Source organism: Bradyrhizobium sp. CCBAU 53338 (assembly GCF_015291665.1).
Taxonomy (GTDB): domain Bacteria; phylum Pseudomonadota; class Alphaproteobacteria; order Rhizobiales; family Xanthobacteraceae; genus Bradyrhizobium.
Window position 1 is genome coordinate 422,654 of the sequence record NZ_CP030049.1, and the last position, 16,318, is coordinate 438,971.

8 protein-coding genes and 10 pseudogenes are annotated in these 16,318 nt (G+C 61.2%); 7 read left to right on the forward strand and 11 right to left on the reverse strand.

The features are described 5' to 3' along the window. Positions 1-292 precede the first annotated feature (292 nt). Positions 293-577: pseudogene (locus XH90_RS36175) on the reverse strand (IS3 family transposase); the annotation flags it as partial. Positions 578-619: 42 nt separating this feature from the next. Here XH90_RS36175 and XH90_RS36180 point away from each other — a divergent pair. Next, positions 620-1,979, forward strand: a pseudogene (locus tag XH90_RS36180) (IS30 family transposase). Between the two features lie 40 nt (positions 1,980-2,019). On the opposite strand, the pseudogene XH90_RS36185 reads toward XH90_RS36180, so the two are convergent. Further along, a pseudogene (locus tag XH90_RS36185) lies at positions 2,020-2,646 on the reverse strand (IS3 family transposase); the annotation flags it as partial. Next, a pseudogene (locus XH90_RS36190) lies at positions 2,647-4,013 on the reverse strand (IS110 family transposase). 517 nt (positions 4,014-4,530) lie between these two features. Between XH90_RS36190 and XH90_RS36195 the strand changes: the two are divergent. Genes XH90_RS36195 through XH90_RS36205 form a run of 3 tightly spaced genes read left to right on the forward strand, consistent with a single transcriptional unit; the run spans position 4,531 to position 6,830 of the window. Beyond that, positions 4,531-5,391: a site-specific integrase gene (locus tag XH90_RS36195; RefSeq protein ID WP_164935788.1), complete on the forward strand. Its 861-nt coding sequence runs from the start codon at positions 4,531-4,533 to the stop codon at positions 5,389-5,391. A gap of 9 nt (positions 5,392-5,400) precedes the next feature. Further along, complete coding sequence (locus XH90_RS36200) at positions 5,401-6,594, forward strand: IS91 family transposase (protein ID WP_128929833.1); 1,194 nt, start codon at positions 5,401-5,403, stop codon at positions 6,592-6,594. Continuing rightward, positions 6,591-6,830, forward strand: coding sequence for a hypothetical protein (locus XH90_RS36205; protein WP_128929832.1), 240 nt, complete (start codon positions 6,591-6,593; stop codon positions 6,828-6,830). Before XH90_RS36200 ends, XH90_RS36205 begins: the two co-directional genes overlap by 4 nt. A gap of 328 nt (positions 6,831-7,158) precedes the next feature. Here XH90_RS36205 and XH90_RS36210 read toward each other — a convergent pair. Next, positions 7,159-7,278: pseudogene (locus tag XH90_RS36210) on the reverse strand (ATP-binding protein); the annotation flags it as partial. A 510-nt stretch (positions 7,279-7,788) separates the two neighbouring features. Here XH90_RS36210 and XH90_RS36215 point away from each other — a divergent pair. Next, entirely contained in the window at positions 7,789-8,175 is a 387-nt protein-coding gene (locus XH90_RS36215; RefSeq protein WP_128929831.1) for a recombinase family protein, read from the forward strand. A gap of 49 nt (positions 8,176-8,224) precedes the next feature. Beyond that, positions 8,225-8,584 (forward strand): hypothetical protein, encoded by a 360-nt coding sequence (locus XH90_RS36220; RefSeq protein WP_128929830.1) that lies wholly within the window; start codon positions 8,225-8,227, stop codon positions 8,582-8,584. Positions 8,585-8,590: 6 nt separating this feature from the next. Here the strand turns inward: XH90_RS36220 and XH90_RS36225 are convergent. The 7 genes and pseudogenes from XH90_RS36225 to XH90_RS36255 all read right to left on the reverse strand — a co-directional run. Continuing rightward, a pseudogene (locus tag XH90_RS36225) lies at positions 8,591-8,731 on the reverse strand (ATP-binding protein); the annotation flags it as partial. A 265-nt stretch (positions 8,732-8,996) separates the two neighbouring features. Next, a pseudogene (locus XH90_RS36230) lies at positions 8,997-10,020 on the reverse strand (IS110 family transposase). Between the two features lie 55 nt (positions 10,021-10,075). Then, positions 10,076-10,604: pseudogene (locus XH90_RS36235) on the reverse strand (ATP-binding protein); the annotation flags it as partial. Positions 10,605-10,615: 11 nt separating this feature from the next. Further along, positions 10,616-12,077, reverse strand: a pseudogene (istA, locus tag XH90_RS36240) (IS21 family transposase). A 159-nt stretch (positions 12,078-12,236) separates the two neighbouring features. After that, a pseudogene (locus tag XH90_RS36245) lies at positions 12,237-12,371 on the reverse strand (transposase); the annotation flags it as partial. 257 nt (positions 12,372-12,628) lie between these two features. Next, positions 12,629-13,537, reverse strand: a complete 909-nt coding sequence (locus tag XH90_RS36250) for a 3-hydroxyacyl-CoA dehydrogenase NAD-binding domain-containing protein (RefSeq protein ID WP_128929829.1) — start codon at positions 13,535-13,537, stop codon at positions 12,629-12,631. Beyond that, a complete protein-coding gene (locus XH90_RS36255; protein ID WP_128955110.1) occupies positions 13,534-14,949 on the reverse strand; it encodes an amidase in 1,416 nt (471 codons plus the stop codon). The genes XH90_RS36250 and XH90_RS36255 overlap by 4 nt, the downstream gene beginning before the upstream one ends. A 576-nt stretch (positions 14,950-15,525) precedes the next feature. Between XH90_RS36255 and XH90_RS36260 the strand changes: the two genes are divergently transcribed. Beyond that, complete coding sequence (locus XH90_RS36260) at positions 15,526-16,257, forward strand: LuxR family transcriptional regulator (RefSeq protein WP_128929827.1); 732 nt, start codon at positions 15,526-15,528, stop codon at positions 16,255-16,257. Positions 16,258-16,318: the final 61 nt, after the last annotated feature.

A 16,318-nucleotide genomic window follows, 5' to 3' on the forward strand; every position in this document is an offset into this window, starting at 1 on the left:
ACCAGCGGAGGAGGCCGGGCGCTCCGAAACCCCGGCCATCTCCGCACCCGGTCTCCTCCTCAACTCAAGCCAGGAGCAAAATAAATGAGGCAACCGATCGCACCCGGGAGCATCAGTACATGAGGCAATACGCGCTCTCATCCTGATTGGCGCGCTATAGGCTTTGTCAGTCCTAGATCAAGTGGCTCCGAAGGCGTCGCATGGATGAACAATCTGGCGTGTCTGTTGAGCGGCTCGTGCATTCTAAACAGAAACACGTGACTGAGCTGCTGCCGGTTTGATGGACACCCGGTCAAGCTAATCCCACCTTACGCCCGAACTCAACCGGGCTGAGATAGCCGATGGTCGAGTGCCTGCGCGTCGTGTTGTAAAATCGTTCGATGTAGTCGAACACATCGGCGCGTGCCTCGTCTCTGGTTCGATAAATCTTGTTGGCCGTACGCTCGGTCTTGCGCGAGGAGAAGAAGCTTTCCATCGCCGCGTTGTCCCAGACGTTGCCGGAGCGGCTCATGCTGCAAACGATGCCGTTGTCGGCCATCAGGCGCTGGAACTGCTCGCTTGTGTACTGGGCGGATTCAAGCGGTCGTCGCAACACCTGAACGAAGGAGGTTGCGATGGGATTCGAAAGCGACGATCACACCGTTCTGGACGGGCGCCGTTGCCGTCACGGGGACGACCGCCGGTAGCGGGGCGATCTGCACTCCAGCGATTTTGGTTGGGGATCGCGCAGGGGATGACCAGCGAGGATGCTGCATTGGCGGCTGGTATGTCGCAGCCTGTCGGAACCAGATTGTTCCGACGCGGGCGGCATGGCACCAGCGATGTTCAGTACTTCGACCAAGCCGCCGTCCGGGCGGTACCTCTCGTTTGCGGAACGTGAGGAGATTGCACTTCTTCGCGTTCAGGGCCTTTCGAGCCGCGAGATCGGGCGCCGACTTAGCCGATCCGTCTCGACTATCTCCCGTGAGCTACGACGCAATGCCGCGACGAGCAGCGGCGGCCTGGAGTATCGTGCGTCGACAGCCCAATGGCACGCCGAGCGATCGGCCCGTCGACCCAAACCGAGCAAGCTTGCGCTCAACACAACCTTGCGCACTTATGGGGAGCAGCGCTGGCTGGCGTCGTCACGACCCTGAGTGGCGCTGCCGTTCCTGGTCCCGCCGTTCCGTGGAAGGGCCGCCCGCCCGCGCAAGGATCGGCGATGGGCCAGGGCTTGGAGCCCAGAGCAGATTGCCCGACGCTTGCCGATCGACTTCCCGGACGACAAGACGATGCGCATCAGCCACGAAGCCATCTATCAAGCCCTCTTCGTTCAGGGGCGGGGAGCGCTACGCCGCGAACTGTCGGCCTGCTTGCGAACGGGGCGCGTGTTGCGGGTACCCAGGGCGCGCGTACGCAGGCGAGACAGGAGCTCTGTCTCGCCGGAGATCATGATCAGTCAACGCCCCGCCGAAGCGGCCGATCGCGCGGTGCCGGGTCACTGGGAGGGAGACCTCATCCTTGGTCTTGGCAGCTCGGCGATCGGCACGCTGGTTGAGCGTACGACGCGCTTCACGATGTTGCTGCATCTTCCCCGGCTTGCGGGGCATGGCGAAGCTCCGCGCATGAAGAATGGGCCTACTCTCGCAGGGCACGGAGCTGAAGCGGTGCGCGACGCGATTACGCGCACCATCATCAGCTTGCCCGAAGAGCTGCGTCGTTCGCTGACCTGGGATCAGGGAGCTGAAATGGCTCAGCACGATCGTCTTAAGATCGACGCGGGTGTCCAAATCTACTTCTGCGATCCGCACAGCCCATGGCAGCGTGGCACCAACGAGAACACAAATGGGCTGCTGCGTCAGTACTTCCCGAAAGGCACCGACCTTATCGTCCACGGCGCCGACGAGATCGCCGCTGTGGCCGCGGCCCTCAATGCTCGACCGAGAAAAACCCTGGGTTGGAAAACGCCGGCAGAGGCCCTTGACGAGTTGCTATCGTGAGTGAACACAATTGGTATTGCGACGACCGCTTGAATCCGCCTTGGCTGCCCCGGTCGGAGTGATGCAACAGCGCATCCGGCTTGCCGCGTCGCCAGACGACCATCAACAATGCGTCCGTCACGAGCTGTGCGGTCATGGCGGCACTCATCGACCAGCCCACCACGCGGCGCGAGAACAGGTCGATCACCGCTGCGACATAGAGCCAGCCTTCGGCCGTCCAGAGATAGATGAAGTCGGCGATCCATTTCTGGTTGGGACGCTCGGCGGCGAACTGCCGGTCAAGGAGGTTCGCCGGTACGGTCTCGAGCTGTCGATCGCCGCTGTCCTTCGGCAAGCGCCGACGTCGCGGCCGCGCCCGCAAGCCTTGCAGCCGCATCAGCCGCTCAATCCGGTGCAGGCCACAATCCGCCCCTTCGGCGAGCAGGTCGCGCCACACTCGGCGTGCGCCATAGGTGCGGTCGCTGGCGGCGAAGCTGGCCTTGACCTTGCCGCCGAGCTCCTCGTCGCTGCGGGATCTGGCGCTGGGCGAACGATTCAGCCAAGCATGGAAGCCCGACCGCGACACCCCCAGCGCATCGCATAGCCATGCCACCGGCCAGATCGTCCGGTGCTTCGCAACGAAGGGGAACTTCATGTCGCTTCCTTCGCGAAGTAGGCTGCGGCCTTCCTAAGAAACAGCCGGATTGGCGTCGCCCGGGATGGCCTGCAACACGAAGCCTAGCGATTTCGCCCGGCGCTGTAGGTTGGCGAGGACGCGGCTACGATATTGCTGCTCATATTGGTCGGCGCCAGGATCCTTGTAGCTCATGCCGTGCCGGAGTGTGTTGTAGAATAAAACCGCAATCTTGCGAGCCGTCGCCGTCACCGCCTTCGATTTACCCGCACGTGCTGACAACCGGCGATAGAATGCTCCCAGCGCTGTCTCGCTCCGCCCCACGGTTGTGGCTGCCAAACGCAACAACGCAGCTGCGCGACTTGAAGATCTCCGTGTGCGCGAAGACAGCACCTTGCCGCCGGAGATCTTGTTGCCGGGTGCGAGGCAGAGCCAGGAAGTGAAGTGTTTGGCGCTCGGCCATGCCGTTAGATCGATACCGCACTCGCCAATGAGCTTCAATGCGAGCGACGGACCCAACCCGTGGATCTCAGTCAAATCGACGCCCCGCACTCTGTACAGTGCGGTCCTGACATCGAAGGTGGGGGTGTTGACCTGCTTGGTCTTTACGCGCGGCTTGGCTAGGTTTCCGACCGGTCTTGCTCCTTTGGTGTTCAATGCACTGATCAGGACTTCGAGCTTGCGATCACAGTCGAGCATCTTTGCCTGATAAACGTCGTAGAGCTCCAGTGATTGAGCTAACGCGAAAACATGTTCGTGGCGGTCATTGCCTACGAGCGCTGCGCGGATCGTCTCGATCGATGAGTGGCAGCGCACGTCCCGATAGGTTGCCGGGACGTCGGGATTGCGTTCGCCTGCAACAATGGCTCGGATAATCCGCATGCCGGTCGCGCCGGTGATATCCGACACAACATGATGGAGCTGCAGGTTCATCTCCATCAGAGCCTTTTGCATATGTTGGATATGGGCGGCAGCATATTCCACGAGCCGCTCGCGCTGGCGTAGATAGGCTCGCAACGTTGCGATCTCGGCATCGGTCGGAAGCTGCCCCGTAACAGGCCATAGGAGTGGAGCTGGCGTAACCAAGCGGCATCGCTGAGATCGGTTTTACGGCCAGGTACATTCTTGGCGTACCGCGCGTTGACCAGAATGACCTCAAACCCGCGCTGTTCTAGGATCTCGTAGACTGGGATCCAATAGACCCCAGTGGATTCCATCGCGACACTGGTCACGCCGCACATCTTGAACCAGTCCGCCAGTTCATGCAGGTCTTGCGTGAATGTGCCGAATGCACGCACTGGCTTGTCGGTGCAGGCCGGGTTTACCGCGGCCATGTGCATCTTTGATCCGATATCGATAGCGGCCGGGCTGAGGTTGACCAGCTTTAGGTCCGGGCCGCGGTCGGTTGTCCTGTTAGGCATCGCAACTCCTCCGTCCGATGATGGGCTGGAGGGTCAGGGCTATGCCAATTTGTCATCTTCCTAATCGGGATCGCCGTCGAAACGGCGTCACCACTCTCAAGTCCGCATGCGCCCATGGACCACGTTTTTTAACGGGGACAGTGCCTCCAATAAGCTGACGGCCGCTACCCTCCGAGCTAAAGGATAGCACAAGGCTGTTTCTATCCCGCGCAGGCGCGCCACGACGCTGGACAGTTATTTAGGATATCCCGCTCGGCCTTCAGCTTGGCGACCTCACGGCGCAGCCGCTCGATCTCCTGCTGCTCCGGCTTCATCTGCCCGTGACCGGGAAAGGCCTGCACCGGGTCGGAGCCGAACTTGCTGATTCCAATGATCTCGCCGGGGTGTACCGATTTGATCTCGCCCAGGATTGAACGAACCCGCTACGCGGCAGTAGGGGGCAAACCTGCTGAACTGAGGTGTCCTGTCTGAGAGGATGTTGGTCTTCGCACCACCCCTCTCAAGACAGGAGACCCAGATGGCTACGATGAGCCCTCTTCGGCAGCGCATGATCGAGGACATGACGGTCCGCAATCTGTCGCCGTCGACTCAACAATCCTATATCTATGCGATCGCAAAGTTTAGCCGCCATTTCGGCTATGCCCCGGACCGGTTGAGTTTCGAGCAGGTCCGCGCCTACCAACTACATCTCATCGGCCAAAAGCGCTCGTGGTCCCACATCAATCAGGTGGCCTGCGCGCTGCGGTTCTTCTACGGCGTCACACTCGGGCAGACGGAGGCATTCGAGCGGATCATTGGTGGCCAGAAGCCCGACAAGCTCCCGCTCGTGCTTAGTGCCGAAGAGATCGAGCGCTTCCTGGACGCGGTTACAGGGGTGCGCAATCGCGTCGTGCTGGCGACGGCTTATGCGGCTGGCTTACGGGTTAGTGAAGTCGTCCGCCTGAAGGTGAGCTCGATCGACAGCAAGCGAATGTTGATCCACATCGAGAACGGTAAGGGCGGCAGGGATCGTTACGCGATGCTTTCTCCGCGACTGCTGGAGATTCTGCGTACGTACTGGATGCGAGCCCGACCGGGGCTGTGGCTATTTCCAGGCCAAGACCCAAGTGAACATGTCAGCGTCCGCTGCGTCCAGGCGGCCTGCCGCGCCGCCCGCCGCCGCGCTCGGCTTGCCAAGCCGATTACTGTCCATACGCTCCGGCACTCGTTTGCGACCCATCTCCTGGAAAGCGGGATCGACATTCGCATCATTCAAGTTCTGCTCGGACATGCCGACCTGGGATCGACCGCGCGCTACGCTCAGGTTGCGACCAACCTGCTCGCCCGCACGACCAGCCCATTCGATGGACTCTCCGTCAGGGTGATCCCACCCGACTGAGCTGCGCATATGCGCCCCGTGCTCGAGGTGGCGGACATCCTCCGCCGCCACGGCGGCGCCTTCCGTGCCGCGCAGGGTCCTCGGCTGTCCTCCGATCAGCGCCGTGTGATGGCGGCCATCGAGGCGTGTCGCACAGCGACGCTCGGCGGCCACGTCGAGCGGTGCGACGACTGCGGCCTGGTCCGCGTCGCCTATAACAGCTGTCGCGATCGGCACTGTCCAAAGTGCCAAGCGCTCGCGCGCGCCCAATGGCTCGCCGAGCGCCAGGCCGACCTGCTGCCGGTCCCCTATTTCCATGTCGTCTTCACCGTGCCGGCGCCGGTGGCCGCCATCGCGCTGCAGAACAAGACGGCGGTCTACGACATCCTGCTCAAGGCAGCAGCCGAGACGATCCGTCTCATCAGCGCCGACCCGAAGCATCTCGGTGCCGAGACCGGGATGATCGCCATTCTCCATACCTGGGGCCAGACCCTGACGCATCATCCGCATGCCCATTGCCTCGTGCCAGGCGGCGGGATCGCCCCTGATGGAAGCTGGGTTCATTGTCGCCCCGGCTTCTTCCTTCCCGTTCGCGTCCTGTCACGATTGTATCGTCGGCTGTTCCTGGAGCGCCTGCAGGCGGCGTTCAATGGCACCAAGCTCCAGTTCTTCGGCCATCTCGCGCACCTCGTCGAGCCAGCGGCATTCGCCCGCCATCTAACCGCCCTCCGCAAGGTCGAGTGGGTCGTCTACGCCAAGCGTCCCTTCGGCGGACCAGAACAGGTTCTGGCCTATCTCGGGCGCTACACCCATCGCGTTGCAATCGCCAACGGCCGGCTCCTTACCTGTGACCAGGGCCACGTCCGCTTCCGGTGGAAGGATTATCGCGCTGGCAACAGATCCAAAGTGATGACGCTCGACACTGAGGAGTTCCTTCGTCGCTTTCTGCTCCACGTATTGCCGAAGGGGTTTCGCCGCATCCGTCATTTTGGCTTCCTGGCGAACGCCTGCCGCGTCGCCAAACTCGCGCGCATCCGAGCGGCGCTAAAGGCGCCAGAGCCGCCTCCGCCTGCCGAAGCTGTCGACTATCGTGAGCGCTGCGCCATCCTCATTGGTCACCGCCTCGACTTGTGCCCCATCTGCGGAGGCCGCATGGTCGAGATTGGGCCTGTGCCGCGTGCGCAAACGCCGCGACGCGCAGCACCTCGCTGCGATACATCATGACCGACTACCTCGACTTGTTCGCTCCCACTGCAGGCATCGCCATGCCGACGTTCTCCGTCGGAACGATCAAGCACGCTCACAACGCGCGGCGAACGGGCGATAGTCAGCCGCTTGGGCTTGACGCGCCGTTCGACGCTATCGACGCCGGCATCCTCTGCTGCCAATATCAACGGCAATCTGCGGCCACACTCGCTCGCGGGCCCGACATCGGGTCAATCGCGCCTACCGGCGCCTAGATCGAGCCCCCATAGGTCCTCGCTCACAAGACGCGGCTTCGTTCAATCCAGCTTCAAATAGGTCCCGCGCTGGACTTGCGGCGAGATCTGCGACGCGGGACCTATTTGAACCCTCCAGTATTCCGAGATGATCTCGCCCACCATTCCGATTTGATGTCGCCCGGGGCGCGAGGCGTTCTGGCTGTCTGGTTTCTGGCATCGGCGAAGCCGCGTGGTCAATCTTGAATCGCGGCTCGACGGGCGGGTTTTTCTGTTGTTCCTGCTGTGGGCATGTGGGCAACGCTCTTGCGTTGTCCAAGCGTAGCGGCATGTCCACAGCGCCACAGGCTCAGGCCTTTCGGTCAGGTTTGCGGGTTCGCCGCATGCTTTCGCCGTTCAGATCGATCCGGTGGGCGTTATGGACCAGGCGGTCGAGGACGGCGTCGGCGTAGGTGGGATCACCAAACACAACAGAGTGCCCCTATTTTGGAACGGGTCGTGTCTCACGTCACGATCACTGACCCGCATCATTTTCTTTTTGGGCACCGGCTTGAGGTGCTGAAGGAGCGGTCGGGGGCGGTCCCGCCTACGTCGTTGTCGCGCTGCCGGACGGCCGGCCGCGGGCAGTTCGGATCGCGTCGACGGATCTTGTCGAGACGCCGATCACGCCTCGCCCGAACGCCGCCGATCTGCCGCGCATCAGTGCCCGTACGCTGATCCCATTGATGCAACATTTGAGCGCGAGTCTGAGCCTTCTCGACGAGAAGGTGATTCGCGATGACCCACCGACCGCTTCCAGGTCGCGTTGCGTATCGACCCCTGCCGATATTGGCAAATCCACCCCGCCGTCCGACGGCCGACATTCCGCGCCTGTGGCCGAATCTGTCGACCGCGACGCAAACCCAGATCGCTCAAATCCTCGCCACGCTGCTGCGGCGAATGCAAGCGGTTCCCGGCACGGCCGGAAGGAGACTGGGTCGTGCTGATCAGCTCGACCGTCGCTGACGAGCGGCTCACGACCGCACACCGAGCCAAGTTGGCCTACGTCTACGTGCGGCAGTCATCCGTGAACCAGGTGCGCCAGCACCAGGAGAGCACCGAGCTGCAGTACCGCCTCGTCGATCGGGCCATCGGTCTGGGCTGGCCGCCGGAGCGCGTCCAGGTCATTGACGAGGATCTGGGCAAGTCCGGAGCTGGCGCTGTGGATCGTCATGGTTTCCAGAAGCTCATTGCCGAGATCGGCCTTGGCAACGCCGGCCTTGTGGTGAGCCTCGACGCTTCTCGCTTGGCCCGTCGTCTGGCAGACCGCCACAACCAGCGAGCATCACGTACAACGGCGCGTTCATACCTACCGCAACTACATTGACATTGATCGGTTGCGGCGACGGATCGTCGAGTTGAATGCTGAACATAAAATGGATGCCGAGATCGCGGCAATCCTCAATCAGGAAGGCTTTGTCGCGGCCCGAGGCTGCGCTTTCAAAGGCGAGAACGTCCGGCTGTTGCGCACCCGCTGGGGCATTCCCACGGTCAAAATCAACGGCGTAGACAAGAATCCGATGCGCTGGCCCGACGGCAGCTTCTCGATTCAGGGCGCAGCGGCTGAGCTTGGAGTAACCCCGCAGACGGTATTCGACTATCTCGCGCGCGGAATGCTGGCAGGTCGTCAGTTAACCAAAGGCCAGCCATGGCAGATCGAGCTCTCAGACGAACAAATCAGTCAGCTTCGCAATCGAGTACAACACACCAAGCGTTCGAAGGAGGAGGCATCATGAAGTCATCGGCTCGCCGATCAGCGCGTGCCATTGATCGATCGGGAGCTGGCTGGTGACGATGGTGGAGCCGCGGCCGTAGCGGTCCTCGAGGATCTCCAGGAGGTCGTGGCGGGCCGCGGCGTCAAGCGGCTCGAGGCCCCAGTCGTCGTATGTGGACGGCCTCTGATGGCAAGCACAATTTGGCACTTCGAACGACTTGGACGGCTGCGATCGTATGTCCGGCGTTTAGCGCGGATCATATCTCCGCTGGCCCTGATGAAGTCCGACAACCAAGGGGTCACATCAAGGATGCGAGCTTTGAGGCTCACACGACTGGTCGGGTTTTCCTGGTTTTCGGTGGCGACCGTTGTCTTTCATCATGCCTTTCTTGCACTTACCAAGCTTATAACTCTTCGATGCGGCTGTCCGACACTCAAAGTTTGGCGAACATCTCGGTGCGGAAGCATTCTCCGGTTTTCATCATTGCCCAGATGATCCGAGCAAGCTTGTTGGCGAGGGCGACGGTCACAAGCCGCGCCGGCTTTTTTAGCCAAAAGCCCGACAATCCAGTCGCGCAAGCCGCCGCGGCGTTTTTCCACAACGTTTAGAAGCGATGTTGCTCCGAGAACGAGTAACTTCCTTATATATCGATTACCCGCCTTGGTGATGGTTCCGAGAGTTGGTTTACCCCCGCTTGAAATTTGCCTGGGCGTCAGACCCAGCCAGGCAGCAAAATCCCGTCCCGAATTGAATACGCTTGGGTCTGGTACACTGGCTGTAATTACCGAGGCAACAAGCTTGCCAACGCCGGAAATTTCTCCGAGCGAACGGCTCGTCTCGCTGAGCGCGTGAGCCTTGGCGATCTCCCTCTCCAAATCATCGAGTGCGCCTCCGAGCGCATCAATTTGCTGACCGAGAACCCTCGCGGCCAGGACAGCGGCGTCGGGAAGAGTCGCATCGCCTTCTGCGAGGCCTAAAGGCTCGTCGACGCGGCCGGTGCCCTTGGCGACGACAAGACCGAATTCGGCCAAATGGCCGCGTAGAGCGTTCACGCTCATCGTTCGCTGTTTGACCAGCAGCTCGCGCGTCTTGTGCCACATCAGGGTCGCTTGCTGATCAGCGCTCTTGATCGGCACAAAACGCATGGCAGGGCGCGAGACCGCTTCACAGATGGCTTCCGCATCGACGGCATCGTTCTTACCTCGCTTGACATAGGGTTTTGTGTAGGCCGGCGGCATCAGAGACACATCGTGTCCCATGGCCTTCAGTTCGCGCGCCCTATAGTGGGCTGAGCCGCAAGCCTCCATGCCAACGCGGCACGGCTCGATCCTCGAGAAGAACTCGCGCATCGTCCGGCGCGTCAGCTTGCGCTTTACGGCTGGTGCATCCTCACTAGACAGCGCATTAATCTGAAAATAGTTCTTGGCGAGATCAACGCCTATTCTAATAAACTTCATCTCGGACGGTCCCCCTTCTTTGTGGCGCTCTGGCGACCACGCCTTGGCACTATGATGCCGTTGAGGTGAGGCCGTCCACACCATCAAAGATGAGGAGATCGACGCGGCCAAGCGCGCGCAGCAGGCGGGAGTGGCGGCCGTCGCCGCGCGCCAAAGCGAGATCGCTAAACAGCCGTGGGACGCGCTGATAAAGCACGGAGCGATTGTCGCGGCAGGCCTTGTTGCCGAGCGCTGAGGCGAGCCAGCTCTTACCGACGCCGGAGGGCCCGCAGATCAAAAGGTGGCGTGGTCGTCGATCCATTGCCCTTCGACCAGCATCGTCAGCAGGCTGCGGTCGAGGCCGCGCGGGGTGCGATAGTCGATGTCCTCGACGCAGGCCTCCTGGCGCAGCTTGGCGTATTGCAGCCGCTTCGACAGCCGCTTGTCGCGTCGCAGCGACGCTTCGCGTTCGAGCAGGAGCGCGAGCCATTCGGCGTGGCCGAGGCTTGCGGCCTCGCCGCCGGCTTCGATGTCGGCGAAGGCGCCTTCGCCATGCCATGCAGGCCGAGCGTGTAGAGTTGATCGAGGGGCGGATGCGTGAGCAAGGCGTGATCTCCTAGTTGTAGTAGCGCGGCCCGCGGTTGTTGGGATGGAGGATCGGCGCGTCGTCCGCGGGCCGCTTGGGTGAAGGCCGCCGATCGAGATTGTTGGCGAGGATCGATTTGACTGAGCCGTAGGTGCGCGCCGATGTGCGAAAGCCCTGCTCGGGGTGCGTGCGTTCATCGAGGATCAGGTCGCACAGCGCGGCGGTGGCCGGCCCGATCGCGGCGGCCTCCTTGCGGATGCGCTCGATGGTCCAGCCGGCGTAGCGCCGATGACTGGACGCCATGTGTTCCGGCACGGTGGTGTGCTTGTGGTTGCCGCTCATGCGCTGATGCGCGGCGATCCGCTCGCCCTTGTGGAATATCTCCACGGTGCGGGCGGTGAAGCGCACCTCGACCTCGGCGCGGACGAAGCGATGCGGGACGCTGTAGTAATGCGCCTCGACCTCGACGTGGTAGTCGATGCTGGCCCGGCAGATCCGCCACTCGGCGAACACGTAAGGGCTCTCCGGCAAGACCCTGAGTGCCGGCCGGTCGATCTCCTCCAGCAGCTTGCGGCGGGTCACGCCGAGCCGCCGGATCGGTCGCTCCTCGTTGAGCCGGGTCATTAACTCGGCGATCGCCGCGTTGACCTCGGCGAGGCTGTGGAAGGTCCGATGGCGCAGCCGTCCGAGCAGCCAGCGCTCGACCATGAGGACCGCCTGCTCGACCTTGGCCTTGTCCCGTGGCCGCCGTGGGCCTGGCCGGCAGAATGGCGGTGCCGTATTGCGCCGCCATGTCGGCGTAGCTGCGGTTGATCTGCGGATCGTACAGGCAGGCCTTGATCACGGCGACCTTGGTGTTGTCCGGCACCAGCAGTGCCGGCACGCCGCCGATCGCCTCGAAGGCGCCGACGTGGCCATCGATCCAGTCGGCGAGCCCCTGCGTCCAGGTCGCCTGCGCGCAGGTGAAGCTCGATGCGCCGAGCACCGCGACGAAGATCTGCGCGGTGCGCCGCTCGCCGGTAAACCGGTCGATCACCACCGGCACGCCGTCGCCCGCATAATCGACGAACAGCTTGTCGCCGGCTGCATGCGACTGGCGCATCGTCGCCGACAGCCGGCCTTCCCAGGCCCGGTAGAGCTCGCAGAACCGCGAATAGCGATACCCGCCGGGTTCGCCCGCGATGTACTCCTCCCACAGGATCGACAGCGTCACGTGCGTGCGCCGGAGCTCGCGGTGCACCGCCGCCCAGTCCGGCTCCGCCTGCCGGCGATGGCCACGCCGGGTGCCGAGACCGGCTCCCGCGCTGGCGAACAACCGGGCTTCCAGCACAGCGTCGGTGATGCCGTCGGGCAATGGCCAGGTCAGCCCCGCCGCTTCAAACCGGCGGATCGTCAACCGCACCGTCGAAGGCACCGTCCCCAACCGCCGCGCAATCTCGCGGGTCGGCATCCCAGCCGACTTCAATCTGATCACATCGCGCACATGGCGCATCGCAAGCCTCTCCGTCGGCATCCAGGTCCCCCTTCGCAACGAAAGGCGGGACCGTATCGGAGCCAGAAGAGGCCTCGTCACCCCGGGTTCGCTCTTGCGATACCCCGGGCGACATCATCCCGGAATGGTGGGCGACATCAAGCGGAATCAGCAGCCGAACTCCTTGACCCATTTGCGCAGAACGTTCTCATGAACGTCCAGGTCGCGGCCGGCTTGTGCCACCGACACCCCGCGTTTCCGGACCAGCTTGACCGCCTAGATCTTGAACTTGCGACTAAACTTCCGTCTCTTCATCGCCCACCTCCGGCTTCATGAAACACCTAATCTCGGTGTCCATCAAACCGGCAGCAGCTCAGACTGAGGGAGCGTGCCACGCGCCGTCGGCGGCTTGGCAATGATGATTGTTTGGTGCAATTCACGCTTGATAGCGCCGTCAGGCAACAGCTTTGGCCAATGTCAACGGCGCGTCAGTCCTGCGAGCGCCGGCTCGGATGTACAGGTTGTCTTCCAATTGTCGCTGAAGTCAACCCACGCTGAGCTTGTCCATATGCTTAAATTGAACTCCGCGCGGCAAGGAGTCTCAAGAGTGCGCGATCACGTTCACCTTCTAATTCGGAAATCGATCTGCCATCCGCCTCTGCATGGACGCCAGCGACCAGACGGGTACAGACATCGGGAGTAAGCTGTGGCTGACCTAGCGTGGCCCATCGGCGTTCCTGGCTAGGCCCGAGATGTCGCAGGTAATGCTCAATTCCCCCAGGACCCCCACCAAGGTGGTAGGCCATATGTGCACCGACCACTGACCAGCGCAGCCCAGGTCCATGCACGAGCGCCGCGTCGACAGCGGCGACATCAGCAATATTCTCGGCGACTAAGTTGACCGCTTCACGCCAGAGTGCTGAAGCAAGCCGGTTGGCGATGTGCCCTACTACGTCGCGGGCTAAAAGAACTGGCTCGCGGCCGAGCCCGCGAAAGAACGACACAGCCGTCGTCCGAAGATCAGCATCGGCCCCATAAATCTCCACTAGCGGCATGATGTGTGGAGGATTGAAGGGATGAGCAGTAATGAATCGCGAGGTTCGTTTTAGGCTGGTGGCAAGCTGTGACCAAGTTAGAGAGGATGTACTGCTTGCGAGTACCGTATCGGGATGGGCTGCCGCCTCAACGCGGCCGTAGAGCTCTCCTTTTAACTCGAGCACTTCGGGTGCGTTTTCCTGAACCCAAAAGGCGTCGGAAACCGCCTGTTCCGGTGTCTCGACAAGGCGAAAGGAACCAAGGCCTGATTCAAGTTCCGAGGGACGAAAAACCTGCTTCTGACATCGAGAAATCGCTTCTTGCAACAGGGACTGCGATTTTGGCGCTGGATCCCAGCCGACGACGTCATAACCATAGGCAGTGAATAGCGCCGACCAGCTTTGGCCTATAAGCCCGCAGCCGAGAACCGCGATTGTGCCATTCATGTTGCGAGCCCCAGATCGATCGGCGTACTGCCGAGTAGCCCCAAACTATCTTCAAGCAGTTTAGCACCGGCCAATAACTGCCCGTCGGCTCGAGGGGGAGCGACCATTTGCAAGCCTACCGGAAGGCCGGAACTCGTGAAACCGCAGGGCAGAGACATCGCGGGGCAACAGACGAGGGTGATTGCAAAAGCGATGGCAACCCAATCCACGTAATTCTCAAATTGTCTGCCGTCGCACTCCATGACGTGGCTGTTGGCCACGGGGAAAGGCTCTACGATTGTTGCCGGCGTCAAGAGAAGATCGTACTTCTCGAAAAACTTAAGTACGCGCACCACCATGGCAACTCGCTGCTCCTCGGCGCGTTCGAGTTGCTCGATAGAAAGCTTCAGCCCTTCTTCGATGTTCCAAACGACGTCCGGCTTGAGCAGATCGCGATGGCTTCGAAGTAGAGCAGCTTTGCTAATAGCGAAATCGAATGCGCGGAGAACGTGGAAGCACTCTTGAGCTTCTCGAAGATCGGGGTGAGCTTCTTCGACGATTACACCAAGTTCGACGAAGCGCGCTGCAGCGCCGCGGGTAATTTCCACAATTTGAGGATCCACGGGTGTAATGCCCAGATCGGCCGAATAGGCAACCCGTCTTGGTCTCTTTGCCGTGCGCGTGGTCGTCAGGAACGATTCTGCGGGTGCCGGCAAGGACAGTGGATCGGCAGGATGCTCACCACTCATTGCGTCCAACAGGAGCGCAACGTCCTCGACATTGCGCGCCATTGGTCCGTGTATGCCGAGGTTGCGGTCGATTTTAGATTTGGGAGTTCGGGCCACTCGGCCCAAGCTCGGCCGAAGACCCACTACACCGCAAAAGCTCGCCGGATTTCGGAGTGAGCCCCCCATGTCAGAGCCATGCGCAACCCAAGCCATGCCGGCGGCGATCGCAACCGCGGCACCTCCGGACGAGCCAGCAGCAGAGCGAGCTGGATTCCACGGATTGAGCGTTGCTCCGAAGAGTTCATTGACCGTGTTGGCCCCCGCTCCGAACTCGGGGGTGTTCGATCTTGCATAAACAACACCACCATTCTGCTCGATGCGCTCGACCAAGATGTCCGACGTCTCAGCTATTTTGTTCCTGAAGATCGGGGAGCCCTGTGTGTTGCGAGTGCCGGCAACGTCAATCAGATCTTTGATGGGAACGGGAAGACCGGCCAGCAGCCCACGTGCGCCGGTAGGTCGCTCCATCAGCGTACGAGCATGTGTGCGCGCGCGATCAAAACAAAGGATGGGCAGCGCGTTAAGCTTGCCGTCGACTTGCCCGATCCGCTGCTCCAGCGCGTCCAGCAGCTCCAGGGGGCTTACTTCGCCATTCCGCAATTTTTCGACAACACTGCAGGCGGTCTGCCTGATCAATTCATGCACTTCAGAACCCCGTCTCTTGCCGTCGTCCCCTTAGTTGGCGATCGAGAGCAATGATCGCAAAAGTGTAGGCATTTTCGAAAGGCCGCTTCGACGACGCATAGAAAAGTCTCCAACTGGACGGCGAGCAGAACGCTGGGCGGCGCTTGACGCGCACGGCCCCGTCTGCCTACGAAAAATTATCTCTTAGCTTTTCCTCAGCCCCGCCTCGCCTGCCGTAGAGAACGTAGGACCACTTTGGGAGTAAATCCGCGAAGAATCCCGGCGTACGCGCATTTATCCTGCCAAATTCTGCGATGAGCGCAGGACTGCGGCCTCTAAGTGTAGTTGCGTGTGTGGAAGATGACCGCCAAACTATCAGGGCTTGTCGTCCTTGCGCTCTTTGGCGGTTCTCGCCTACAGAACCGCCCAGAACAGTGATGTCGGTTGCGCCGTGTCGAAAGTGGACGTGAGCTGAATAGGTGCAGCTCGATCGCTGGTCGGTTAACAGTGTGACGTCGCGAGACTTTCGAACAACTTGCCTTTACGCAGCAAAGGGACTCGTAACGTCGCTCATCTTCTCTACCGAATCGTATGCGAATGAGCACGCACCGTATCTTCCAAAATTTTCTCAATCTGCTGATCAACGCGAACCACGCTGATGGCTTTAGCGACGCCTTGGCGGTCACCGGACGCGCACTTGAGCTGCCATGTTTGGCTTATCTGGCCTGGCCGAAGAGACGGGGTGAGAACGCCCTCGTGATTTCCACGTATCCCGCCAATTGGGTTGCGCATTATGTGCGCAGTCACTATGAGCGCCTCGACCCCATTATCGAGCGTGCGCTGGAGACCACGGAGCCCTTTAGCTGGGACCACAGGGAACCTCATAGATTGATTTCTCGGGCGCAGCGAAGCTTGCTCGACGAAGCTGCTCAGTGTGGGATCCGATTGGGATTCACCGTTCCAATCCACAACGGCGCCTCCATGGCCGCCTTGACGTTTGCCACCGACCAGAATGACCGAGCATTTCAATTGAGCATAGAGCGCCGCTCGGAGGTCCTCCAGTTCATGGCCATTTCTTTCGACCGGCGCGTGCGGCAAAAGCTTTCTCATGAACTGATGATCGCTAACGTTGAACTCTCACGTCGCGAAATGGAGTGCCTCGACTGGGTCGCAAAGGGCAAGACCACATGGGAGATTGGGCAGATCCTGCAGATATCGCCAAATACCGTGAAGTCCTATTTGAATAATGCAAAGAACAAGCTGGGCGTGAGGACATTGGCCGAAGCGACTTCACGACTTGGCGCTGCTAAGGCAGTTAGGCAAGATTAGGGCCGCGCCGCCCCTCTAGTTGTACGTGGTGCCATTTGCACCCGGCTCTCCCATATAGTCG

What these genes read in the sequence shown, in the direction of transcription:
- XH90_RS36195 (WP_164935788.1), top strand. Translation starts at nt 4,531, where the DNA reads ATGGCTACGATGAGCCCTCTTCGGCAGCGCATGATCGAGGACATGACG.
- XH90_RS36200 (WP_128929833.1), top strand. Translation starts at nt 5,401, where the DNA reads ATGCGCCCCGTGCTCGAGGTGGCGGACATCCTCCGCCGCCACGGCGGC.
- XH90_RS36205 (WP_128929832.1), top strand. Translation starts at nt 6,591, where the DNA reads ATGACCGACTACCTCGACTTGTTCGCTCCCACTGCAGGCATCGCCATG.
- XH90_RS36220 (WP_128929830.1), top strand. Translation starts at nt 8,225, where the DNA reads ATGGATGCCGAGATCGCGGCAATCCTCAATCAGGAAGGCTTTGTCGCG.
- XH90_RS36250 (WP_128929829.1), bottom strand. Translation starts at nt 13,537, where the DNA reads ATGAATGGCACAATCGCGGTTCTCGGCTGCGGGCTTATAGGCCAAAGC.
- XH90_RS36260 (WP_128929827.1), top strand. Translation starts at nt 15,526, where the DNA reads ATGAGCACGCACCGTATCTTCCAAAATTTTCTCAATCTGCTGATCAAC.